General features: G+C 69.9%; 26 protein-coding genes and 1 pseudogene. 15 read left to right on the top strand and 12 right to left on the bottom strand.

Translation table 11 applies throughout. The features are described from left to right. Window positions 1-32: 32 nt before the first annotated feature. Window positions 33-182: a hypothetical protein gene (locus C6N31_RS32060; protein WP_164293149.1), complete on the bottom strand. Its 150-nt coding sequence runs from the start codon at window positions 180-182 to the stop codon at window positions 33-35. A gap of 301 nt (window positions 183-483) precedes the next feature. Between C6N31_RS32060 and C6N31_RS32055 the strand changes: the two genes are divergently transcribed. Next, entirely contained in the window at window positions 484-1,143 is a 660-nt protein-coding gene (locus tag C6N31_RS32055; protein ID WP_138352029.1) for a DUF4360 domain-containing protein, read from the top strand. Between the two features lie 148 nt (window positions 1,144-1,291). On the opposite strand, the pseudogene C6N31_RS32050 reads toward C6N31_RS32055, so the two are convergent. From C6N31_RS32050 to C6N31_RS32040, 3 genes and pseudogenes are all read right to left on the bottom strand, one after another. Further along, a pseudogene (locus C6N31_RS32050) lies at window positions 1,292-1,513 on the bottom strand (GNAT family N-acetyltransferase); the annotation flags it as partial. 146 nt (window positions 1,514-1,659) lie between these two features. Next, a complete protein-coding gene (locus C6N31_RS32045; RefSeq protein WP_138352028.1) occupies window positions 1,660-4,032 on the bottom strand; it encodes an RICIN domain-containing protein in 2,373 nt (790 codons plus the stop codon). A gap of 198 nt (window positions 4,033-4,230) precedes the next feature. Beyond that, window positions 4,231-4,692 carry a MarR family winged helix-turn-helix transcriptional regulator gene (locus C6N31_RS32040; protein WP_232485914.1) on the bottom strand — a complete coding sequence of 154 codons (462 nt, stop codon included), beginning with the start codon at window positions 4,690-4,692 and terminating at the stop codon, window positions 4,231-4,233. A gap of 98 nt (window positions 4,693-4,790) precedes the next feature. Here C6N31_RS32040 and C6N31_RS32035 point away from each other — a divergent pair, with 98 nt between their 5' ends. Both C6N31_RS32035 and C6N31_RS32030 read left to right on the top strand, forming a co-directional pair. Further along, entirely contained in the window at window positions 4,791-5,675 is an 885-nt protein-coding gene (locus C6N31_RS32035) for an alpha/beta fold hydrolase (protein ID WP_138352027.1), read from the top strand. A gap of 53 nt (window positions 5,676-5,728) precedes the next feature. Beyond that, window positions 5,729-6,085: a DoxX family protein gene (locus C6N31_RS32030; RefSeq protein WP_138352026.1), complete on the top strand. Its 357-nt coding sequence runs from the start codon at window positions 5,729-5,731 to the stop codon at window positions 6,083-6,085. Between the two features lie 76 nt (window positions 6,086-6,161). Here the strand turns inward: C6N31_RS32030 and C6N31_RS32025 are convergent, their stop codons facing one another. Further along, window positions 6,162-7,091: a cobalamin-binding protein gene (locus C6N31_RS32025; protein WP_138352025.1), complete on the bottom strand. Its 930-nt coding sequence runs from the start codon at window positions 7,089-7,091 to the stop codon at window positions 6,162-6,164. A 303-nt stretch (window positions 7,092-7,394) separates the two neighbouring features. Between C6N31_RS32025 and C6N31_RS44390 the strand changes: the two genes are divergently transcribed. The 4 genes from C6N31_RS44390 to sigJ are packed head-to-tail and all read left to right on the top strand — an operon-like array spanning window position 7,395 to window position 9,559. Continuing rightward, window positions 7,395-7,595 carry a hypothetical protein gene (locus C6N31_RS44390; RefSeq protein WP_232485913.1) on the top strand — a complete coding sequence of 67 codons (201 nt, stop codon included), beginning with the start codon at window positions 7,395-7,397 and terminating at the stop codon, window positions 7,593-7,595. Continuing rightward, the gene (locus C6N31_RS44385; RefSeq protein WP_232485912.1) at window positions 7,571-7,822 is read left to right on the top strand and encodes a hypothetical protein; all 252 of its coding nucleotides are present in this window, start codon (window positions 7,571-7,573) and stop codon (window positions 7,820-7,822) included. The genes C6N31_RS44390 and C6N31_RS44385 overlap by 25 nt, the downstream gene beginning before the upstream one ends. Then, a complete protein-coding gene (locus C6N31_RS32015; RefSeq protein ID WP_232485911.1) occupies window positions 7,819-8,613 on the top strand; it encodes an SDR family oxidoreductase in 795 nt (264 codons plus the stop codon). The genes C6N31_RS44385 and C6N31_RS32015 overlap by 4 nt, the downstream gene beginning before the upstream one ends. A gap of 55 nt (window positions 8,614-8,668) precedes the next feature. Further along, the gene (gene sigJ / locus C6N31_RS32010; RefSeq protein WP_138352101.1) at window positions 8,669-9,559 is read left to right on the top strand and encodes an RNA polymerase sigma factor SigJ; all 891 of its coding nucleotides are present in this window, start codon (window positions 8,669-8,671) and stop codon (window positions 9,557-9,559) included. A 351-nt stretch (window positions 9,560-9,910) separates the two neighbouring features. Here sigJ and C6N31_RS32005 read toward each other — a convergent pair whose 3' ends face one another. After that, window positions 9,911-10,582: a nitroreductase family protein gene (locus C6N31_RS32005; RefSeq protein ID WP_187145178.1), complete on the bottom strand. Its 672-nt coding sequence runs from the start codon at window positions 10,580-10,582 to the stop codon at window positions 9,911-9,913. Window positions 10,583-10,650: 68 nt separating this feature from the next. On the opposite strand from C6N31_RS32005, the gene C6N31_RS32000 reads away from it, so the two are divergent. Further along, window positions 10,651-11,034, top strand: a complete 384-nt coding sequence (locus C6N31_RS32000; protein ID WP_138352022.1) for a winged helix-turn-helix transcriptional regulator — start codon at window positions 10,651-10,653, stop codon at window positions 11,032-11,034. On the opposite strand, the gene C6N31_RS31995 is transcribed toward C6N31_RS32000, so the two are convergent. Then, on the bottom strand, window positions 11,027-11,404 hold the full coding sequence (locus tag C6N31_RS31995) for an STAS domain-containing protein (protein ID WP_138352021.1): 378 nt from the start codon (window positions 11,402-11,404) through the stop codon (window positions 11,027-11,029). The two genes, C6N31_RS32000 and C6N31_RS31995, sit on opposite strands and share 8 nt — an antisense overlap. 202 nt (window positions 11,405-11,606) lie before the next feature. Between C6N31_RS31995 and C6N31_RS31990 the strand changes: the two genes are divergently transcribed. Continuing rightward, on the top strand, window positions 11,607-12,020 hold the full coding sequence (locus tag C6N31_RS31990; RefSeq protein ID WP_187145179.1) for an SgcJ/EcaC family oxidoreductase: 414 nt from the start codon (window positions 11,607-11,609) through the stop codon (window positions 12,018-12,020). Between the two features lie 30 nt (window positions 12,021-12,050). Here C6N31_RS31990 and C6N31_RS31985 read toward each other — a convergent pair whose 3' ends face one another. From C6N31_RS31985 to C6N31_RS31975, 3 genes are all read right to left on the bottom strand, one after another. Beyond that, window positions 12,051-12,470 (bottom strand): RidA family protein, encoded by a 420-nt coding sequence (locus C6N31_RS31985; RefSeq protein ID WP_138352019.1) that lies wholly within the window; start codon window positions 12,468-12,470, stop codon window positions 12,051-12,053. Window positions 12,471-12,556: 86 nt separating this feature from the next. Further along, complete coding sequence (locus C6N31_RS31980; protein WP_138352018.1) at window positions 12,557-13,168, bottom strand: NAD(P)H oxidoreductase; 612 nt, start codon at window positions 13,166-13,168, stop codon at window positions 12,557-12,559. A 5-nt stretch (window positions 13,169-13,173) separates the two neighbouring features. Then, the gene (locus C6N31_RS31975) at window positions 13,174-13,593 is read right to left on the bottom strand and encodes a zinc-binding dehydrogenase (RefSeq protein WP_244809931.1); all 420 of its coding nucleotides are present in this window, start codon (window positions 13,591-13,593) and stop codon (window positions 13,174-13,176) included. Here C6N31_RS31975 and C6N31_RS31970 point away from each other — a divergent pair. The 6 genes from C6N31_RS31970 (at window position 13,592) to C6N31_RS31945 (ending at window position 20,668) form a co-directional block, all read left to right on the top strand. Further along, window positions 13,592-16,747 (top strand): ATP-binding protein, encoded by a 3,156-nt coding sequence (locus C6N31_RS31970; protein ID WP_138352017.1) that lies wholly within the window; start codon window positions 13,592-13,594, stop codon window positions 16,745-16,747. The genes C6N31_RS31975 and C6N31_RS31970 overlap by 2 nt on opposite strands. Window positions 16,748-16,966: 219 nt before the next feature. Next, window positions 16,967-17,998 carry a cation diffusion facilitator family transporter gene (locus C6N31_RS31965; RefSeq protein ID WP_187145180.1) on the top strand — a complete coding sequence of 344 codons (1,032 nt, stop codon included), beginning with the start codon at window positions 16,967-16,969 and terminating at the stop codon, window positions 17,996-17,998. Window positions 17,999-18,102: 104 nt separating this feature from the next. Continuing rightward, entirely contained in the window at window positions 18,103-18,243 is a 141-nt protein-coding gene (locus C6N31_RS31960) for a hypothetical protein (RefSeq protein WP_187145181.1), read from the top strand. Window positions 18,244-18,496: 253 nt separating this feature from the next. Continuing rightward, on the top strand, window positions 18,497-19,522 hold the full coding sequence (locus C6N31_RS31955; RefSeq protein ID WP_307811567.1) for a hypothetical protein: 1,026 nt from the start codon (window positions 18,497-18,499) through the stop codon (window positions 19,520-19,522). A gap of 433 nt (window positions 19,523-19,955) precedes the next feature. Then, on the top strand, window positions 19,956-20,447 hold the full coding sequence (locus tag C6N31_RS31950; protein WP_138352015.1) for a DUF2975 domain-containing protein: 492 nt from the start codon (window positions 19,956-19,958) through the stop codon (window positions 20,445-20,447). Continuing rightward, window positions 20,447-20,668, top strand: coding sequence for a helix-turn-helix domain-containing protein (locus tag C6N31_RS31945; protein WP_138352014.1), 222 nt, complete (start codon window positions 20,447-20,449; stop codon window positions 20,666-20,668). Before C6N31_RS31950 ends, C6N31_RS31945 begins: the two co-directional genes overlap by 1 nt. Window positions 20,669-20,731: 63 nt before the next feature. On the opposite strand, the gene C6N31_RS31940 is transcribed toward C6N31_RS31945, so the two are convergent. Both C6N31_RS31940 and C6N31_RS31935 read right to left on the bottom strand, forming a co-directional pair. After that, window positions 20,732-21,586, bottom strand: a complete 855-nt coding sequence (locus tag C6N31_RS31940; RefSeq protein ID WP_138352097.1) for a helix-turn-helix domain-containing protein — start codon at window positions 21,584-21,586, stop codon at window positions 20,732-20,734. Window positions 21,587-21,679: 93 nt separating this feature from the next. Continuing rightward, window positions 21,680-22,522 carry an alpha/beta fold hydrolase gene (locus tag C6N31_RS31935; protein WP_198358783.1) on the bottom strand — a complete coding sequence of 281 codons (843 nt, stop codon included), beginning with the start codon at window positions 22,520-22,522 and terminating at the stop codon, window positions 21,680-21,682. Window positions 22,523-22,552: the final 30 nt, after the last annotated feature.

The following is a 22,552-nucleotide window of genomic DNA, read 5'->3' as shown; positions in this document are numbered from 1 at the left end:
CGGCGGCGGTGCCAACCCGGCAGTTGATGTTCTCAGACCCGCTCCGAGCGGGCGATCGCTTCGGCAACCGAGGTCTTGTTGCCGTACTCCCAGCTGCGATGTTGGATGAGGCGCTCGATCCGCCAGCCGTCCGGAGTGCGGAGCAACACCCCGGGCGGCGCCGCCGTCGGCCAGGCGGGCACCCGTGGTCCGTCCGGGTGGCCGGGCCGAGGGGACGAACACCTGCCGGCAGCGCCCCGCCGGGTGGTTTCCGATTTCTGATTTCCGTCGGGCACGTGAATTCGATTCCGTCCGGTCGCCCGCAGCAATGCTCTTTCCGGTCGAAGCGATTGTGGCCGGTATCTCTGCGGTCGAATTCCGGGCGGCTATCCGCGGCCGGTTCTCGCTCTGTTCAGCAAGGCCCCCGAGGTGCTGGCATGTACACGGCCTTCACTGGAGGCTCACCCAGCCTCCACGACGTGAACACGGCCGATTGGAGAATTCATGTCCGGATTCCTTGCCGCAGGCGGAGCCATCGTGGCCCTCATGGCCGCGACCGTCTCCCCCCAGCAGGCGTCGGCAGCGGAACCGCCGCCCGACAAGATCGTGATCAAGGTCGCGACCGTCAACGGCTCCGGCTGTCGTGAAGGGACGGCCGCCATCGCCGTCTCTCCCGACAACACCGCCTTCACCGTCACCTACAGCGATTACCTCGCTCAGGTGGGCGCCGGGGCCCTGCCGACCGACTTCCGCAAGAACTGCCAGCTCAACCTGCGGGTCTTCGTGCCCCAGGGCTTCACCTACGCGATTGCCCAGGCCGATTACCGCGGCTTCGCGTCCCTGGAGCGAGGGGCCAGCAGCGAGGAACGGGCCGGCTACTACTTCCAGGGCTCGTCGCAGACGGACCGCAAGGTCCACTCGTTCCGCGGCCCGTACAGCGACAACTGGCAGACCTCGGACGTGACCGACGTCGGCGCGCTGGTCTGGGCCCCCTGCGGGGAGATTCGCAACTTCAACATCAACACGGAGTTGCGGGTCAATCTCGGGAGCTCGGACAAGAAGACCACGAGTTTCATGACGATGGACTCGACGGACGGCAGCGTCAACACCATCTATCGCCTCGCCTGGAAGGAATGCCCGGACAATCCGAACCCGTGGCCGTAACCGGCCCGCGCGACGGCTGACACCCCCGTTCACGCCCTCGCGGATGCCTTTCCTCGCTACGGTCGGGCCCCGGATCCGCTCGCGGAAGCACTCCGCCCGCGGGTCCGGGGCCCGACGGCGCGGCTGCCGGCCCTCAGGTCGGTGCCGGTCAGCCGGACAGGTCGGTGCCCGCCTCCGGGAGGCGCACCATGAAGACATCGATCGGGTCCTGGGCTTCCACCACGAATCCGTGGCGTTCGTACAACCGTCGGGCGGCGCTGCCCTGCAGGACGTTCAGGCGGACGGTCGTACCCTGAGCGTCGGTGCGGGCGAATACCGCGTGCAGGACGGCCGATCCAAGGCCCCGGCCCTGATGGTGCGGCGCGAGGTAGGGCGCGGTCCGCGCTCCGTCCACCCGCGCTCGCTCATCCGTGCCCGGAGTATTTCCCGGCAGAGTGCACGCCACGGACACGGGGTCGGAGAGCAGCTCGGGCGGGAACCGTCGCCGGCCCCCGCCCGAGTCGCGTCACGGCCGGATCACAGAGGCAGGTTCCACTTCTGGTTGGATCCGTTGTTGCAGTCCCAGATCTCGAGCTGGGTGCCGTTGGTGGTGGTGAAGCCGGGGATGTCGAGGCAGCGGCCGCTCGCGGGGTTGACCAGCGTGCCGTTGCTGACCGTCCATTGCTGGTTTGCGCCGCCGTTGCAGGTCCATAGGTTCACGAGCGATCCGTTGGCGGTGGCCCCGCCGATCACGTCGAGGCACAGGCCGGCGGCGCGCACGGATCCGTTGCTGATGGTCCACTGCTGGGCGGAGGAGCTGTTGCAGTCCCAGAGGTCGACGACGGCGCCCGGGGTGGTCGAGGCGGTGTAGTCGTCCAGGCACTTGGCGGCATTGAGCACCGAGCTGACCTGGCCGGTTCCGGTGCTGCCTCCGGTGCCGGGGGTGATGGACAGGTTGTCGAACTGGTCGGTGCGGTAGCCCTGGATACCGAGACCGGCCTGTCCGGTCTGGAAGGAGGAGTCGGTCACCGACCCGAACTGGTTGCCGTCGAGCTTGGCGCTGATCTGCGAGCCCTGGAAGGTGAACGACAGGTTGTGCCACTGCCCGGTGCCCAGCGCGGTCGTCGTCCCGGTGGCCAGGGTGTGGTTGGATCCGTCGGTGTACATCTTCTCGATCCACCACCGGCCGGTGTCACGGATCCGCAGGTAGTACGCGTTCATGTGCGACTGCGGCCGCTGCTGGGTGTTGGCGCGCCCCAGCAGTTCGGTCGTTCCCGCGCCGCGCAGGTAGACATCGGAGCTGACGGTGTAGTTCGACCAGGTGGGATCGCCGATCAGCGCGTAGGAGTCGGAGTCGTCCTGCCACTCGATCGGCTTGACCGGAGCCATCTGCTGCACGCACTGGCCGGATCGGCCGGTGCAGGGCTGGACCTCGAAGGAGCCCTGCATGTCCGAGAGGTACTTCGCCTCGGTGCCACTGCCGTTGCCGTCGAAGGTGTCGCTGTACGGCAGCGCCAGGGCATGGGCGGCCGGCGCGGTCGCGGTGCCCTTGCCCTGGCCGCCCAGGGTGCTCACCGTGTAGACATAGCCCGGCTGCATGGTCAGCGAATACGACCCGTTGTTCGGTGTGATGTCCTGGGTGTGCACGAACGACGACGCGCTGCTGGGGCTGTTGACGTCGGTGGCCCACACGTGGACGGTGCCCGTGGACAGGCCGCCCTTGACGGTGAAGTTCGCGGTCTGCGAGGAGCCGGAGGTCGTGGTCTCCAGGATGGTCGAGTAGTCCGCGCTCGTGTTGGACTTGACGGTCACGTAGGTGCCGTTGGACTCGGTGCCGCCGAGGTACCCCGACGCGGAGTCGATGAACTTCCAGCCAGGCTTGGTGAACTGGGTGACCTGCGCGGTGGCCCAGGTGCTGGCCCCGATGGTGTAGTTGCCCGACCAGGGGGAGCCGGCGGTGGCCAGCCCGACGGTGTTGTAGGGCAGGTTGGGGTAGATCGCGGCGATCAGCGGCCAGTTGAAGTAGCTGGTCATCTTCGCGTCGATGTAGCCGCGGGTGATGGAACGGATGAGGGCCGGGGCCCCGGTGTTCATGTCCTGCGAGCCGTTCTCGCTGTCCCACAGCGGCTTACCGTTGTTCTTCGCCGCCGTGGTGCTGGAGCAGGTGTGGGCGTTGCCGCCGTCACCGCCCTCGCACGAGTAGTGCGCGCCGATGATCGAGACGGCGTTGTTGAACGCGGAGTTGTTCGCCATGTCGTCGGCGACGCCCCAGCCGCTGTCGTCGGCGACCAGCTGGACGCCGCTGTAGCCGTGCGAGTTGAGCGCGGAGCGCAGCTGGACGAACCAGTTGGCGTCATGCCCGCGCTCGTTCCAGCCGCCGAGGTACTTGATGGTCAGGTTGTGCTGCTTGGCGCAGTCCAGCCAGGAGATCAGATAGTTGACGGTGTCGGTGGACCAGAAACCGCCGTTGATCCACCCCGGTGCGGCCCAGGCCAGACCGTACAGCCCGATGTCGGGGTTGCGAGCCTTGGCCTGCTCGGCCAGCCAGAACTCGTACCCGGCGTTGCAGTTGACGGTGCCGCGGGAGTGCTCGATCGACGGTTCCGACCCGTCGGTGGAGTTCGCGTCCCCGCCGATCTCCACTTTCAGCAACTGCAGGTTCGCGCCGTAGCCCGGCTTGAACATGTAGTCCAGGATCTGCGACTGCTGCGCGGCCGGATAGTCGGTCAGCAGCCGTGAGTTGCCGCCGCCTCCGCTGATCGCGCCGATGCCGTCGAAGGTCCGCCCGCCCTGGCTGCCGTCCACGCTGATCGACGTGGTCGCGGCCTGCGCCGGCTCACTGCTCACGGCCAGCACGGTGGCCAGCAGCGCCAGCACCCACAGGGGTGCGAGTCTCCACAGGTGTCTCATCGTTGACTTCCTTCAGTGGGGGAGGAGGAGTTCATGAGGCGCTTCGCTTCGTGGTCGCTCTGCCGTCCACAACCCATTGACAACGTTGTCAGACGTGACCAGGGCGGCGGGGTCGAGGCCCAGCAAAGGGGAGGACCTGAACACCTGTCAACACAACCGACCGAAATTGCGAACACATGCAAACAGGCCTCGGTCCGACTACCCACGGGTCCTCGGCGAGGCCACCGCTTCCGTGACGCCGCGCAGGAAGCGGTCGATGGTGGCGAGTTCGGTGGCATCGAACGCATCGGCCACGCCCAGCACGTTTTCGATCAGCGGTCCGAAGAACGACCGCCCGAGGGCGGCCGCCGCATCGGATACCTCGATCAGCACGCGTCGTCGGTCCTGCCCGTCCCGCGTGCGCCGCACATGTCCCAGCCGCTCCAGTCGGTCGACCAGTGCCGTCGTTCCGGCCGAGTTGAGGCCCAGTTGGGCGCCCAGCCACCCCGGAGTCGCCGGCGTGCCCGCGCGCGCGGCGTCCAGCAGGGAGATCAACGCCCGCAGGTCCGTGGGGTGCAGGCCATTGCGTTCGGCGAACCCACCGGCGGACAAATGCAGTTCAACGGTGATCGCGCGCAGCAGATGCACCGTCTGCATCCGGGGGTCGTCTGCCTCGCCCATGCCACCGGCCTTCCCCTGATCGACGTCGGTGCATAGTATCTCGCCAAACGAGTATCTCGTCGAACGAGAGACGTTTGGGGTGTGCTGGAGGAGGTCCGATGACAGGCAGCCCGACGCGCGGCGACAGCGCGCGGTTCGACGCTGCGTACCATGCGGTTCTTGCCGACTGGGGAATGCTGGTCGAACCGCTCGCGCTCACCTCCCCGTACGGCGTCACCCACGTGAACACCTGCGGACCGCAGGACGGCGAACCTCTGGTGCTGCTCCACGGAGGCGGGACGACGGCCGCGAGCTGGTACGCGAATGCGGCCCGACTGAGCCGCACCCGGCGCCTGTACGCCATCGACCGGATCGGCGAGCCCGGACTCAGCGTGCGCGGCGGGCAGAGCATCCGCACCACGACGGACCTGTGCGACTGGCTCGACGCAACCCTCGACGGCCTCGGCCTGGAACGCACCGACGTCTGCGGGCACTCGTACGGGGCCTGGATCGCGCTCAACCACGCCCTCCAATCCCCTGAGCGAGTGCGCCGCCTGATACTGCTCGACCCGACGCAGAGCTTCGCCGGGTTCAAGCCCGGCTACCTCCTCCACGCACTCCCGATGCTCGCGCGGCCCACGGCACGGCGCGCCCGCGCGTTCCTCGCATGGGAGACCGGCGGTGCCGCATTCAGCGACGCGTGGCTCCAGCTGTACGGCCGGGCCGCAGAATTCCCGCGCGGCCGCATCGTCACCGGCGGCCGCCCCCAGCCCGCCGGGCTACGGGCGCTCGACGTACCGACCCTGGCCCTGTTCGCGGAGAACAGCCGCGCGCACGACAGTCACAAGGCGGCCGCCGTTGCCCGCATGCTGCTGGGCAACGCCACGGTGGCCATCATTCCCGGGGTCTCCCACCACGGCCTCCCGATGACCGAGGCGGAAGAAGTGGACACCCGGATCCTGGAATTCCTCGCCTCGACCGCGGCATCGGAGTCCCACGGCTGACCCGTCGTCGAGCGAGCATTCACCCGCATGATCCCCACGGACAAGGAGAGTTCATGTTCGCCGCCTACGTCACGGTCACCATCCTCGGCGCGGTCTTCAACGGCATAGCCGCCGTCACTTACCTGATCGGCCACGACTACCCCAAGGCCCAGGCGGACATGAAGCGTGTGCCCCGGTCCTGGGTACCACGGTTGGGCACGTTGCTGGCGATGGGATCCTTGGGGCTGCTCGCCGGGTTCGCGGTGCCACTGCTGGGCACGCTCGCCGCAACCGGCCTCGTGCTGTACTTCACCGGCGCACTCATCGCCCACCTGCGGGTGGGCTCCCGTCAGCTCCAAGGATGGGCCGTCTTCTTCGTCACCGCGGTGGCAGCCCTGACGGTGAACCTGGCCTACCACGGCCCCTGGTGACATGCTCCGCACGCGGCACGTGTCTGCCTCTCTTCGGCCGTCGTCCGAAAGGGGCTCGCTGGGTTCGAGCCACCTCTCAGCTCAGGCGCCTCGCCTCGTGTGCCCCTACCGGTTCCCCCGCCGGCACGCCATGAAGGACATGTGCGAGCACCTCCACACCGCGGACGACACGCGGGCCCGGCCGGTTGAAGTACGCCGGACCGTCCAGGACCCACACCTGGCCGCTGCGTACGGCGGGCAGTTCGTCCCAGCCCGGCAGCCCGGTGAGCAGCTCGCGCTCGCGTTCGGTGCGGTCCGGGTGGAAGCCGCACGGCAGCAGCAGAAGGACTTCGGGCTGTGCGGCGCGCACCGCCTGCCACTCCATCGGCTTGGTGTGCTCGCCCGGCGACGCGAGGAGCGGTTCGCCTCCCGCACTGGTGATCTGCTCAGGAACCCAGTGGCCGGCGGGCCACAGCGGGTCCAGCCATTCGATGGCGACCGTGCGCGGCCGGGGTCGTCCCGCCACCAGTGACCGCACGGTGGCGAGGCGTCCCCGCAGCTCGGCCCGGCGTTCCAGAGCGATCCCGCGGACGCCCAGCAGATCCCCCACGCGTACGAGACAGTCCAATACGTCGTCCAGCGTGCGGGGTTCCAGACTCAGGACCTTGGGCCCGTCCCCGCCCTCGTCCCCGTTCAGCACCCGCACCGCTTCGACCACGCTGCTGTACGACACCGCGCACACGTCGCAGAGGTCCTGGGTGAGTACGACGTCGGGAGCCACGGCGGCCAGCGCGTCGACGTCGAGGGTGTAGAGCGAGGACCCGCTGTGCGCGCTCCCGCCGACGGCGGCCGAGATCTCCCGACTGCTCAGTTCCTCGGAGGAGAATCCGGCCGAGGTGACGACCGGCACGGACGAGATCTGTGCCGGCGGCCAGTCGCACTCGTGCGTGCGGCCCACGAGTTCCGCGGCCAGACCGAGTTCGGCCACGATGTCGGTGGCCGCGGGGAGCAGGGAGACGATGCGCATGACCCGACCGTACGGCCTGGGGGTGCCCGGCATCGCACCGTCGCCGCAGTGGGGTGGGCTTCCTCCCCAGTAGTCCGGGTCTCCCCACCGACCGCCGGCCCCGGTCGGCACCAGGCGGACGCGCAGGAGGAACGGCGTTGCTTCCCGTGTCGCGGGCGAGGACGAACTGCTGGTGCGGTGGCCGAACGGGGGGCCGGGCTCCCGGGCAGGTCGACACCGGGGTCCGGGGGCGAGACGCGGCCGGCTTCCCACCGTCGCGGGCGGCTCACCTCACATCGGCGGGGGCTGTGCCGTCATAGAGGTATGAACACAAAATTCCGGTACGCCAGTCTCGGCCTCCTGGCCGTGGTCGGCCTGTACACAGGGGTCTGGGCCTATTGCTCCCCGACCGGGTGGTACAGGAACTTCCCCGGCTTCGGGCTGAGCTGGCTGCCGCAGCTGGGCCCGTACAACGAGCACCTCGCCAAGGACGCGGGGCCATGTTCCTGGCGCTGTCCGTGCTGACGCTCATCGCGCTGGGCCAGGTGCGGAACAACCGGCTGGTGCAGACGGCGGGTGCGGCGTGGCTGGTCTTCAACGTGCTGCACTTCAGCTATCAGGTACAGCACCTCGACATGTACGGGACGCGGGACCAGGTACTCAATGTCGTCTTCCTGGCCGCGCTGGTTTTGTCGGCGGCGCTGCTGCTGCTGGTACCGATCCTCCCCGCGCGGCAGGGTGATGCACGATGAACGACGGAAGCGTGAGCGCGAAGAAGGGGCCCGGCATGCGAGTGGCAGTGGCAGGCGGAACGGGACTCGTCGGACGGTACGTGGTCGAGGAGCTGACCGCGGCAGGGCACGATCCTGTGGTGCTGGCCCGGTCACGAGGTGTGGACCTTTTCGCGGGCGGGGCGGGGCTCGACGCCGTGCTGGAAGGGGTGGAGGCGGTCGTCGACGTGAGCAACGTGACGACCACGAGTGCCAAGAAGGCGGTCGCGTTCTTCGACACCGTCGGCCGCAACCTCCTGGACGCGGGCGTACGGGCCGGCGTACGGCACCACGTGGTGCTGTCGATCGTCGGCATCGACCGGGTCGGCCTCGGCTACTACCAGGGCAAACTCCGTCAGGAGGAGGTGTTGAAGGAGGGGTCGACGCCGTGGACGGTGCTGCGGGCCACGCAGTTCCACGAGTTCGCGGGGCAGATTCTCGATCGGGTTCCGGGCCCCTTCGCGGTGGTGCCCCGGATGCAGACCCAGCCGGTCGCGGCCCGGGAAGTGGCACAGCACCTCGTGCAACTCACTCTGGCCCCGGCGCAGGGTATGGCCCCCGATCTCGCCGGGCCGCGCGTCGAGCAGCTCGTCGACATGGCGCGCAGGCTGCTGCGAGCCAGGAATCAGCGGCGTCTGCTGCTGCCGGTGAAGATGCCCGGTGCCACCGGTGCGGCCATGACCGGGGGCGGTCAGCTGCCGAACGGGCCGGGCCCTCGGGGCACTCGGACCTTCGACGAATGGCTCACCCAGTACGTCACCCAGGAAGGATGACGACGCCGTGCCCACCCCACCCGGTTCGGTCCAGAACCCCACGCTCGGCTCCCTCATGGCCGAGCGGCGCGGGCTGCTGAACCTCGGCTACCGGATGCTCGGTTCCGTGCAGGACGCCGAGGACGTCGTGCAGGAGACGTACGCCCGCTGGTACGCCCTGTCCGAGGAGGAGCAGCGGGCGATCGCGGTACCGCTGGCCTGGATGACCCGGGTCGCCTCGCGGATCTGCCTCGACCAGCTCGCCTCGGCGCGGGTCCGCCGTGAGCGCTACACGGGTGAATGGCTGCCCGAGCCCGTCCGGCACAGCGCCACCTGGACCAGCACCGGGGGAGCGGGGGCGGACGATCCGGCGGACCGGATCACGCTCGACGAATCGGTCGGCATGGGGATGCTGGTGGTCCTGGACTCGGTGACGCCCGCGGAACGCGTCGCGTTCGTCCTCCACGACGTCTTCGGCATGCCGTTCGCCGAGATCGCCGAGACGGTGGGCCGCACCCCTGCGGCCTGCCGCCAGCTCGCCTCGTCCGCCCGCCGACGGCTTGCCGAGCGACGACCCGGCCCCAGCACGGCGCGGGAACACCGCCAGGTCGTCTCCGCGTTCCGCGAGGCGTGCGAGACCGGCGACCTCGACACCCTCGTCGCCCTGCTCGATCCCGATGTCGAGTCGCGCAGCGATGGCGGCGGCAAGGTCCGGGCGGCTCTGCGCCCGGTCGTCGGCCGGGACAAGGTGGCCCGCCTCTTCCTCGGTCTCATGCGCAAGGAACCTGAAGTCGATCTCGTCGAGGACGAGGTGAACGGCACTCCCGGCGTGGCGGTGCGCGTGGCCGGTACCACCGTCGCGGTCCTCGCCCTGGAGGTGTGCGACGGTCTGATCACGCACGTGTGGCTGGTGGTGAACCTGGACAAGCTCCACGCGTGGACCGGCTACGACACCCCGCCGGCGTGACCAGGCCGGTCGGCAGGTTCATCCCGAGGTAGTCGTTGGCGGTCACCGCGTCGAAGTGCGCCGCCGCCCGGGGCAGCATGTACGGCGCGGCGGGGTGGTGCGCGCCGCATGCGTCGTGGGGTAGAAGACACTGGCCCCGCCCCACCGCCCTGGTACCCCGACCGACGACCCGCCGTGCGCGCCTGCTCACGTCGCCATCTCTCACCGGGCAGTGCGTGCCGGACGAAGAGCACCCGTCCCTGTGCGGTGACCGCACGACGGTGACCACCGCATGGCGCCGATGAACCCTCCGGCCTGGCCCCGCACTTCGCGGGGCCAGGCCGGATCTGAAGCTCGCCCCGGGACGCGGTGCTATTCGGCCCGCGCGGTTTCCCTGGGCGATCCGTACGACTCGTGGAAGACGTTGCGTTCCCGGCCACGGCGGCCGGGGTGGCGTCGTTCCTCCGCCGGATATCCGACGGATACGAGCAGCGCGATCGCCAGGTCGTCGCGATCACCGATGCCGATCGCCTGCTTCACCTGGAGCTCGTCCCAGCCGTTCATCGGGGAGGTGGCCAGTCCCATCTCTGTGGCGGCGAGCATGACGTAGGTGGCTGCGATCATGGCGTCCTTGACCGCGTACTCACGCAGCAGGCCACGTTCCTCGAGGTCCTCCTGGAATGCGTGTGATGCCCCGGCGAACATCGTGGCGAACTCAGCGCTCCACGCTCCATTGCGGAGCGCCTGTTCATGGACATCGCTGTGGTCGTCGCGCCAGGACGCGGGCTCGGCCACGAAGACCAGCAGGAGTGGCGCCTCCTGCGGTTGGGGCTGACCGCCGGTGGCCAGGGCCAGACCCTTGCGGACCTCGTCGCTGGTGACGGCGACGATCGATCGATCCTGAAGGTTCCAACTGGTGGGCGCTTCTATGGCGAGAGCAACCAGTCGGTCGAGGGCGGCGGCAGGGACCGGATCGGGCCGGTAGTGGCGGACGGTGCGGCGGGTGAGGATCGCTTCGGCAACGGACATGGTGGGATGCGTCATGTGAGTCACTATTGGAGAGCGGCTCTCCAACGGGAAGAGGGCACTAATTAGTGCCCTACTCTCCCTTCATGAAGACCATCGTGGAGTCCTCAGGACTGCCGGCCGACGCCTTCTCGGCGAAGTGCCCGACCCGCCAGGTGCTCGACCACATCGCAGGCAAGTGGACGATCCTGGTCGTGGACGCCCTCATTGGGGGCACCATGCGACACACCGACCTGAGTCGACGCATCGAGGGCGTCTCGCAGAAGATGCTGACCCAAACCCTGCGCAGTCTCGAGGCCGACGGGTTCGTCACCCGCACGATCCATCCCACCATCCCGCCCCGGGTCGACTACGACCTCACATCGCTCGGCCGCAGCCTGGCCGAGCCCATCAGTGCGCTCCGCGAGTGGACGGAGAATCACATCAACGAGATCGAACACGCGCGGCGACAAGCGCACCCGGCTAGCTGACGCCGAGGTCCCGGCGGGGTTCCGCCTGTCGGCGTTCTTCCTGGTTCATGACCGGGAACAACTCCAGGGCGCCGGTGATGGTCAGGACACGCAGAACCGGGGTGCTGGGAGCCAGCAGGATCACGCTCCCGGAGCGCTCCAGCGCGTGGAGGCGGGCCTGCAGAAGGGTGCTGAGGAAGGTGGAGTCGCCGAAGCTCACGCCGGCCAGGTCGAAGACCAGATGCGGGTGATGGTCCAGGGCGCGATCCACCGCGTCCCGCACGGGACCGACCCCGTCGAGGTCGACTTCTCCGGCGACCGTGACGACACTGGGTTCGCCCAGGGTGAGGGAAACCGTCAGGCGGGCGCCCCGTGGAACGGGGGCGAACATGGATTCCACGGTCGCTCCAAGTGATCTGTTGTCGTAAGACAACAATCTTGCCACAGCTCCGGCCGGATTCGAACAACGGCGGCCATTGAGCGGGCGGAACGCGGCGAGTGCGCTGGGCGGTTCGAAGACCTGCCCATGCCGTCCGGTGCTCGCATTGCGATGCGATCACCCGCTTGACTTGAACCCCACTTGAAGTACAACGATGATCCACATGACCACGGAATCCACGGCCCACGCGGCAGCCATCGAAGCAATCACCGAACTCGTCGCCACCGTCGAGCGCTCCCAGCGGAACAAGGACCCCGAGGAGTTCCTCGGCCTCTTCCACCCGGACGCGGTATGGACGACGGCCCACGGCAAGGTCCTCATCGGACTCGACGCGATCTCGGAGTTCACCCGCGAGGTGCTCCCTGCGGCGAACTGGGACGGCAAGGTCACCTACGAGGTGATCCACGTGTTCTTCATCCGCCCCGATGTCGCGGCGGTCAAGGTCCGTCAGCGTTACCTGGCCGCGGGGGAGGAGAGCGAGGGCGCTCCGCTGTACGTCGTCTCCCGGCAGGCCGACGGCCGCTGGCTGCTGACCGTCGGCCAGAACACGGCGGTCGTCACCGACTGACGTGCCCGTCCATCAGGATCCCGTCCCGGATCAGGCGTCGGTCTTCTCGATCGGGCGGACCGCGACCGCGTCGATCTCGAAGAGCATCCCGGGCAGCGCGAGCGCGGCGACCCCGACGAGTGTCTGGGCGGGCAGCCGGTCGGCCCAGGCGCCGTGCAGCGCCTTGCCGAGGATCTCCAGCTTCTCCAGGTCGTGGTCGACGATGTACGAGCCGAGTCGTACGACATGTTCCAGGCCGAGACCGACGCCGGCGAGCGCGATGCGCAGGTTGGCGACGGAGCGTTCGACCTGGGCGGCGAAGTCGCCGGGAACGACCTGGCCGCTTTCGTCGGAGGCGTACTGACCGCCGATGAACACCGACTCGCCGGGTGCGGAGGCGGCATGGCTGTATCCGAACGGGGTGGGATCGTGCAGTCCGGCAGGGTTGGTGAGGGTGCGGTTGTCGCTCATGTGTGGTGGCTCCTTCGATTGTGGGTTGTGCGGCGGTGCCGCGGTGGTGGTACGTGTCGTCAGGTGTCCTGGCGTCGCCCGCACGGTCATTGAACAGGTGCGACAGGTTCGACAGCATGGGCAGGCGCGCCGAGGAAGGCGGTGAGGGCGGCGTCGGCCGCGGTGAGCGCGAGGGGGCCGGCGCTCAGGGAGTCGTGGACGAACTCCACCGTGGCGTCCTTGATGCCGCAGAACTCGGATATGCCCAACCGGGGTTGGCGGTCGATGACGGAGTCCCAGCCGCGCTCCGTGAACTGTTCGCGCGGGTAGCTGGAGAGCCCGATCCAGAGCATTCTTTTGGCGCCCAGACGAGGACGGCTGCGGCCGTACGCGAAGCCGTAGTTCCACACCCGGTCGATCCAGCCCTTGAGAATGGCGGGGAGGGCGAACCACCAGAGCGGGAAGACCACGACGATGACGTCGGCGGTGTCGATCCGTGCCATGTGGGCCCGGACCTCGGGGGAGTAGTGCTTGTCACGGTCTGCCCAGTCCGGCTCGTCCTCAGGGCCGGTGCGGGGATCGAAGCCCTCGGCGTACAGGTCGAGCAGGTCGACGGTGTATCCGTCGGCGATCAGGCGTTCGCGGGTGCGGTGGGCGATCTGCGCGGTGAGGGAGTCACTGCGCGGGTGGGCGAGCACCAGCAGGGCGTGTTGTGTCATGGCCGTCAGCCGTCCAGCCGGACGAGCATCTTGCCGGTGTTGGCGCCGCGCATCATGCCGAGGAAGGCGGCCGGGGCCTGGTCGATGCCCTCGAACACGGTCTCCTCGGTGCGCAGGGTGCCGTCGGCCAGCCACCCCGCGGCGCGCCCGATCCACTCGGGGAAGAGGTCGAAGTAGCTGCTGACCAGCATGCCGCGCAGGGTCAGCTCCTTGGCTGCCGCCTGGAACAGATTGTCGGGACCGGCGGCCGGCATGGTGGCGTTGTACTGGCTGATCGCGCCGACCAGGGCGATCCGGCCGCCGGTGCGCATCGCGCCGATGGCTGCCCGCAGGTGGTCACCGCCGACACTGTCGAGGTAGACGTCGATCCCTTCCGGGGCGGCCTGGGCGAGTTGTTCCTCCAGCGAGCCCGCGCGGTAGTCGATGGCGGCGTCGTACCCGAAGTCGGTCTCGCAACTGCGGCGCGCGCTGGAGCTCGCCGAGCCCGGCGGCCGGGAGCTGGTCGTCCACCGGCCGGCCGGCTACCTGCTGCAGATACCGGACGGCGCGCTGGATTCCGGTCGGTTCGCCGCGCTCACGCTGCAGGCCCGCCGGATGCCGGACGCGCACGGCCGGGTGCCGCTGCTGCGGGAGGCTCTGGCGCTGTGGCGCGGGCCGGCGTTCGCGGAGTTCCGCGACCACGCCTTCGCGCAGCCGGCCGCCATCAGGCTGGACGAGCAACGGCTGACGGCGGTGGAGGAGCTGGCCGGGATACGCCTGGAGCTCGGCGAACACCGTTCGCTGGCCGATGAGTTGGGCGACCTCGTCCGTGAGCATCCGCTACGGGACAGGCTGCGGGCCGTCCACATGCAGTCGCTGTACCGCTCGGGCCGGCAGGCCGAGGCACTGGAGAGCTATCGCGAGTTGACGGAACACCTGGCCGATGAGCTGGGGCTCGATCCCGGCCCCGAGTTGGTCGCCCTCCACGGGGCGATCCTGCGGCAGGACCCGGACCTGGTGCCCGACCCGACTCCTACTGCCCCCTCCGTCCACGCGGCTCGGATGCCCGGCCCGGACGTCGCCGACGCTGCGCCCCGCACCAACCTGCCAGCCGCATCGACCGACCTGATCGGACGAGGCCAGGATGTCGTCCAGGTGCGCGGGTTGCTCGCCTCGGGTCGCCTGGTCACCCTGACCGGGCCCGGTGGCGTCGGCAAGACCCGGCTCGCACTGGCGGCCGCTGAAGCGGCCCGCGACGCCTTTCCCGACGGGACCTGGCTGATCGAACTCGCGGCCGAGACCGTACGGACCGGAGGTACCGCCGACGTGGCCACTGCCGTGGCCGACGTGCTGGGCATCCGCGATCACGCCGCCGGTGACCCGCCGTCCTCGCGGACCGAAGACCGGCTCGCCCACGCGCTCGGCACCCGACGCCTCCTGCTCGTCCTGGACAACTGCGAACACCTGGTCCAGCCGGTCGCCGACCTGGCCGAGTCCCTGCTGCGGCACGCTCCCGGACTGCGCATCCTGGCCACCAGCCGGGAGCCGCTGGCGATCTCCGGCGAGACACTGCACGCGGTCGAGCCGCTGCGGGAGTCCGACGCCGTGCAGCTGTTCGCTGCACGGGCGGCGGCTGCCGCCCCGGGATTCGCCCTCGGCCCTGCCAACGCCGACGCGGTGGCACTGGTCTGCGAGCGTCTCGACGGCATGCCCCTGGCGCTGGAACTCGCGGCCGCCCGGGTGCGCGCCCTGGGCGTCCACGAGCTGGCCGAGCGCCTGAGAGACCGCTTCCGCCTGCTGAACGCGGGGCGCCGCGACGCACCGGCGCGCCACCAGACCCTGCGCGCGGTCATCGACTGGAGCTGGGGGCTGCTGACGAACTCCGAGCGCTCCGTTCTGAGCCGCCTGGCGGTCTTCGCCGGTGGATGCACGCTGCCCGCAGCCGAAGAGGTCTGCGCCGCGCAGGACGTACCCGCCGACGACGTCCTCGACGTCGTGACCCGGCTGGTGGACCGCTCGCTGGTCACCGTGCTGAACAGCGAGGACGGCCCCCGCTACCGGATGCTGGAGTCGATCGCCGCCTACAGTCTTGAACGGCTCGACGAGGCCGGTGAGACCCGGCCCGCCCGCCGACGGCACCGGATCCACTACACCGAGCTGGCCGAACGCGCCGAACCGTGGCTGTACGGCCCCGACCAGCGCCGCTGGCTGCGTCGGCTCGACAGCGACAGCGCCAATCTGCGCAGCGCGCTGGCCGATGCCACATCCGGGTCCAGGCCGGACGGGGGCGCCGACGGGGATGCGGATCTGGCGGTGCGGCAGGTCAACGCGCTGGCCTGGTACTGGTTCCTGCGCGGCCGCATGGGTGAGGCCAGGCGATCGTTCGACCTGGCACTGGGTTGCGGGGGCTGCGGCGCCCTCGGTGACGACGTCCCTGCCCTCGACCGGGGTTCCGCGGGCCGCAGCAGCGCGCTGGCGCGGCAGGCCGGGTTCGAGCTGCTGGCCGGCGACCACGCGCAACCGAAGCAGCCGAACGGCGGGGAGTACGACGCGGCCGACCCCAGGGCGCGATGGTTCCTGGCCCACGCCCGGTGCGGCTTCGCCGGTCCGTCCGATGAGATCCCGTCGGATGGGGTTCCGTCGGATGGGGTTCCGTCCGATGGGGTTCCGACGGCAGAACTGCTGGCCGAGTTCCACGCCGCCGGCGACTCCTGGGGTATCGCGGCGGCGCACAGCACCCGCGCCACGGAAGCCATCTACCGGGGCGACCTGACAGCCCTCAGAGAGCACGCCGTCGACAGTGCGGCCCGGTTCGCCGAACTCGGCGACCGATGGGGCCAACTGCAGTCCGCCGAACAACTGGGGATCCTGGCCGAGATCGCCGGCGACTACGACGAGGCCGCGCGTCTGCACCGCGACGGCGTGCGCATCGCGGAGGAACTCCAGCTGTGGACGGATGTCTCGTTCCGGTTGTCCAGATTGGGCAGGATCGCACTGCTCACCGCGGAGTACGGGTCCGCCGCAGAGCTCCACGAACGGGCCCGACGGCTGGCCGCCGAGCAGTCCCACCGACCCGCCGAGCAGTTCGCTGAGACCGGACTCGCCCTCGGAGCCCGTCGGCAGGGCGACCTCGATGCGGCGGAGAAGCACCTGCGGCCCTGGCTGGACTGGAACCGCAGGATGGGTGTGCATTCCGGAATGGCGCTGATCCTCGCGCAGCTCGGCTTCGTCGCCGAGCAGCGCGGCGACGCCCAGCAGGCGTACGTACTGCACCTGGAGGGCTTGACCGCGGCACGCAGGACAGGCGATCCCCGGGCGGTCGCGCTCGCACTCGAAGGGCTGGCCGGCGCTCAGGCACTGGCGAGCCGATCCACCCCCGCCGCCGGCCTGCTCGGCACGGCCGCCGCCCTCCGGGAGTCGGTCGGCACCCCGCTTCCCCCGGCCGAACGCGGCGACGTCGCCCGCGCCACCGCGCGCGCGACCGAGGCCCTGGGCATGGACGCGTTCGCCACCGCCTTCCAGCAGGGCCGCGACCTGGACCCTGACGACCACCTACGCCACTTGCCCACGCTCCCTGTGGGAGAGGCGGCGGCGCAATGACAACGGACGTGGGCGACGGACGGCGAAGGTCCGTCCCGGGTGCCCGCTCCGTCGCGGCCACCCGGGCGAAACCCGTCGAGCCGGCCGGTGCGCCGCGAGTACTGCCACATCGCCGCAGGTGACAGTGGTAACGGTCCCCATTACAACCTTTGGTGGAAGCGGCGTTGCTGCGGTTCACTTGACCCCAGCCGCATCCGTCCGCACACCTTGGAGGTCCTTGTGAGTGACCACGGGCATGATCACGCCGCCGGACCCGACGGCGGTGGGGGCGGTCATGCGGGGCACTCGCACGGGGTGGCCGCGGATGCGGACCGGCGGTGGCTGACGATCGCCCTGGTGCTGATCGGCGTGTTCATGTGCGCCGAGGTTGTCGTCGGGGTGGCCGCGAACTCCCTCGCGCTGATCTCGGACGCCGCGCACATGCTCACGGACGTCGTCTCGATCGTGCTGGCACTGGTCGCGATGCGCCTGGCGGCCAGGCCGGCGAAGGGGCACTACACCTACGGTCTCAAGCGCGTGGAGATCCTTTCCGCACAGGCCAACGGCTTGACGCTGCTGCTCCTGTCGGTGTGGCTGGCCTACGAGGCCGTCCAGCGGCTGATCTCGCCGCCCGCCGTCACCGGCGGCCTCGTCCTGATCACCGCCCTGGTCGGCGTGGCGGTCAACCTCGTCGCGACCTGGTCGATCTCCAAGGCCAACCGCACCTCGCTGAACGTCGAGGGCGCCTACCAGCACATCCTCACCGACCTGTTCGGCTTCATCGCGACCGCGGTCGCCGGAGCGATCGTGCTGACCACCGGGTTCGAGCGCGCGGACGCCATCGCCTCCCTTCTCGTCGTCGCGCTGATGCTCAAGGCCGGGTACGGACTGATCCGTGACTCGGCGCGGATCTTCCTCGAAGCCGCGCCCGTCGGAGTGGACCCCGACGCCCTCGGCGACCGCCTCGCCGCGCAGGACACCGTCGTGGAGATCCACGACCTGCACGTCTGGCAGATCACCTCCGGCCAGAACGCCCTGTCCGCCCACGTGCTGGTCCAGCCCGGCAAGGACTGCCACGCCGTACGCCGCACGCTGCGGCAGTTGCTCCAGGACGAGTACCGCATCGAGCACGCGACCCTGCAGGTCGACCACGTCGGCGAGGAGGACAATTCGGACCTGTTGCAGATCACCACGCCGCCCGGCGGTGACGAGGACCCGCACTGCGACGACTCCCACGGACCCGTCCACCGCTCGGTCCCCCACGACCACTGACCTCCCGGTTGCGGCTGTCTTCGCGGGTGGCACCGCGCAACGCCCGGAGCCATCTCCGGACCGTCCGCGCCGCCGGATGCCCCGGCAGCGTCCGGTCGCTGACCTTGGACGAGGCTCTGCAGCAGATGGGTCCGATCGCCGAGGTGTTCGCACTCGACCAGCAACTCACCGGCGCCCGCGCCCAACGCGAGCTCGGCTGGACGCCCACTCGTCTCGATGCCCTGGCCGAACTCGCGCACAGCTGAACGGTCCGCGCCGGCCAGCTCGATCGGGCGGGGGGAGGGGGCATCTGCCGTGATCGGGAAGGGTGCGGCTCGTGGGGGAGCACAGGGCCCGGGCCGACCCCCGATCATCTGGTCGGCGGGTGCCGGCCCCGTCCTGAGCCCCGCGCGGTCACAAAAGGTGTTGGCGGTCGATCGTCGGGCCGGGATAATCCGGCTTTCCAGGGGCGGGGGAGTGCGTATGGCCGGAGTGTTCGCGTGTGTGGGGTGCGGCGCCGTGCTGACTGCTCCTCTGTCGCGGGTGGCGCTTCCCGACCATGCTCACCAGAGTTATGGATACGGGCTGTTCCCCGTGCTGATGGACCCGGGGACGTACGCCGTCGATCCGGAGCCCTCCGGGCCACCGTGGCGGTTGTGGGACGAGGTCGGTGAGGGGGAGGCGGAGACCCGCGGTGTGTTCGCGCCGGTCTCTGCCCTGTCCCTCGGGGCGCCCGGAGCGATCCTCGTCAGCCCCGGTGACACCCGCGGTACCGTCCTGATGCTCGAGCAGTGTGATGGCGGCTGCTGCGGGCTGGACGGGAGGGACGGCCCGAATCTGGCATGCGAGGGGTGCGGGCGGGCGGTGGCGACCCGCATCGACGACTGCTCGCGCTGGCAGGCGGTGTGGCTCGACCCGAAGGCAGTACACCGGCTTCCCACTGACGGCCCCGAGACCCAGTGGATCGGTTGGGAGGCACTGGCGAACGACCGGGAGGGCACACCGCCGGTCGAGCCGTCCGGGGTCTGGAGCCCTCGATGGGCGGCGGCGGTCGGCACGGCGCTGGCCCACCTGGTGGCGGCCTCGGCGGGCACAGCGGTGTCCGTCCCCGACGGCCCTGTCGCGGACATCTTCCGACGTTCGCTCGACGCGCTGCTTCCGTCCGGGCCGACGGCGAAGACAGCCGTCCTGGCCGGACCGGGCCTGCAGGCCCCGGACCCCGCCGCCGCCATCGTCCTGGTTCCGCGGCATCCGCAGACGGGGAGGGCATGGCAGCCGTCCGGCACCGCGGATACCGTGCCATTGGCCGCCGAGGTGTGGGCGTATCTGGCTTTCCACAGCGAACAGTTGCTGGTTCCCGCGAGTGGTCGACTGCCCGACGGTGTCTTGCGCGATGATCCCCTGCCGCTCCACCCATGGGGGCCGTTCCGGCCCGACTCGGGAGTCTTCCGCAGCACGCTGGCCCGGCTGCCCGTCGTCCGTCAGCCCTGGTTGCACCGGATCTACGACGACGTGAGCGCGCAGCCGTACGCCCGCCCGTTCTAGTGGCGCGAGGCCAGTGCCGCGAAGCCGGCCCGTTGAGCGGGAAAGGGGCTGGGCACTTTCACGTCGTTGGGGGTCTGGTGTCCAGGCAGCAGTGGACGAAGTCCTGGATGACGGGATTGGTGTCGTCGGCGGGTGCCCAAGCGACGCCGACCTGACTCGGGCTGACGCCGCTGACGGGTCGGTAGGTGACGCCGGGGCGGGCGTATAGGCGGGCGGCGGATTCGGGAGCGAGGGCGATGCGCCTACTTTTCTGGGGCCGTCGCCTCTCTCGTCCTTGCCGCCATGAGATGGGCGTAGGTGGCCGGTCGGCGCGGGTGGCGGAACGGTCGGCTCCCGCCGCGAGGTGAAACCGCCGCCCGACCTCCGGTCCAGGACTTGCCTGACCTATCGAAAATCGATAGATTCCCATCGTAGCTCGATGGATGGATGGGTCATGGGAAAGCTGGCAGTGGGTGCGCTGCGCGCCGTGCTCGTGGTGGTGATCACCGGCACCGCGCTCGTACAGGTGTTGATGCTGTGGACGTTGATCAGCGGGAACGACCCGGAGGACGGATCGATCCCGCTGACCCCACTGCGCGTGATCACGATCCTGGGGATGGTGTCGGCCCAGGTCGCCCTGGTCTGTGTATGGCGGCTGGTGGCGATGGTGCGACGCGGAACCGTGTTCTCCCACGCCGCCTTCCGCTACGTGGACGGCGTGATCGGCGCGATCGTGGGGGCTGCCCTCGTGTGGTTCGCGGTCACGGCCATCAACGCGCCGGGCCAGCGGGAGGACCCAGGTGTCACCGTGATCATGGCCGGGATCGGCGTGGCCATCCTGGGGGTCGCGCTCATCGTGCTCGTGCTGCGAATGCTGCTCGCCCAGGCCGTGGTGCGCGACGTCGAAGCGGCGCAGATGCAGGCCGAGCTGGACGAGGTGATCTGATGCCGATCACCGTCGACATCGACGTGATGCTGGCCAGGCGGAAGATGTCCGTGGGCGAGCTCGCGGAGCGCGTAGGGATCACTCCCGCCAACCTGGCGGTACTCAAGAACGGCCGCGCCAGGGCGGTACGCTTCGCCACGCTCGCCGCGCTCTGCGAAGTGCTCAAGTGCCAGCCGGGCGACCTGCTGCGCTGGGAGGCCGAGGATGCCGCGGGCGGGTGACGTGCCCCGGGGGCGGGCGTAGCAACGTTGGGCACCACCGGCCCCTGCCGCGGCACGTGGACGTCACCGCGCTCCGGCCCCGCGGCCGCCACGTTCGGTCCCGGCTTCCGGTACCCGCCGTTCCGGGCCACAGCCGTAGAGGGCGGCCGTACTGCGTTGATTGGTCGGCGATGACCCCGGCCATGCGACGTCGTCGATGGCGAGCCACGGTGCGGCGGCCACGGCTGTGGGGGTGAGCCCGGTGAAGGCCTTGACCTCGTGGTGGAGGTGGGACTGGTCGACGTAGCCGCTGGCGGAGGCGACGCTCGCAGGGGCGAAGCCCGCCGCGAGGAGGTGAGCGGCATGGTCGAACCGGACCAGCCGGGCGGCTCGCTTGGGTGTGATGCCGAGCTGGGACCGGAAGCGGGCCGACAGGCGCTTGCGGCTCCAGCCGGCCTCGTCCGCCAGGCCGTCCACCCGCATACGCCCCCGGCTGGTGAGCGTCCGCCGCCAGGTGTGGGCGACCTCCGCATCGACCGATGGGCGGCGGTCCGTCATCCGTCGGCCGAGGAATTCCACCGCGATCGCGAAGCGCTCGTCCCACGAGGCGGCGGCGCGCAGTCGGTCCTCGGCCCGCTCGGCGTCGTGGCCCCAGACATCCCTGAGGGACTCCACCGTCCCGCAGAACTCCGTCGACGAGCCGAGCACCGCGGCCGCCGCGACCGGGTCCAGCCGGATCTGGAGGCACTCGCCCACCCGGCCGGAGGCCCGAAGATCTCCGGGGAGGAGCCCCACGATGACACTGCCGCGCCCATGCCGACCAGCGGTGCCGTAGACGAGGCCGTCTCCCTCGCTGAGATCGACGAGCAGGGTGACGGACGGGTGCGCGACCATGGCGATGTCCACGAAGGTGGGGACACGCTGGCCGAAGCCGGCCATGCTGATTCCCGGCAGCCGATCAGAGGGGCGGGGGACCGTGACGTCCACGCTCGCCCAGTCGAAGGCAACCCCGGTCGATAACACGCAACCAGCCTAATCCTTTGAGGGGATCGCGGAGGGGGTGTCGGCGCCCTCCGCAGCGAAGCCCAGCAGCAGTCGGCCGGTCGTCTCGGGCGCCTCCCACATGGGTATGTGGCCGACGCCCGGCAGCAGCTCGACCCGCGCGGTCGGCACCGCGTCGTACTGATGGGCCGAGGACGGCTCCCAGCGGGGATCGGCGGCGCCGAAGACCGCCAGCACGGGGACATCGAGGGTGGTCAGACGCTCGGGTACGTTCCGTTCGGTGATGTACGCGAGGTTCCGGCGCAGCACCGTCCTGAACGCTCGGTACGTGATGCCTTGTAGGTCGGCGACCACAGCGTCCGGGATGTCGACCGGGCGGGCGAGCGTCGAGTTGATCCCTTTGCGGATCATCGCGTCCGAACGCCGCGACCACACGAACGGCCCGAAGGGCGGGGTCAACATGACCCGCAGGATGAGCGGCTGCGGAAGGAACGCATCGATGCTCGGGCCGGTGCTGATCAGCGCGAGCGACCCCACCAGATCGGGGCGCTGCTCCGCGAGCGCGGTGGCGACGTAGCCGCCGCTGGAGTGCCCGACCACATTGACGCGACGAAGACCGGAATCGTCGAGCAGCGCCGCAACCCGGCTCGCCTGCACGGGCACGTCGTATGACGATGCGGGCGGGGACTGGCCGCACCCGGGGAGGTCGACCCGGATGACGTGATGGTGGCTGGCCAGTGCCGGGACCAAGGGACTCCACGAGGCGCCCGAGGCGCCTGATCCGTGGATGAGCAACAGCGGCGGCGCGTGCCGCGGGCCGTTGTGGACCACATGCATTCCGTGCGCGTTGTACTCAACGTCGTCCTGACTCATGCAACGGATGATGCATGGGCCGCGGACCAC

The organism is Streptomyces fildesensis, from assembly GCF_016107395.1.
Classification (GTDB): Bacteria; Actinomycetota; Actinomycetes; order Streptomycetales; family Streptomycetaceae; genus Actinacidiphila; species Actinacidiphila fildesensis.
Note: the sequence above shows the minus strand (reverse complement) of the source record. Positions and strands in the feature narration are given on the sequence as shown.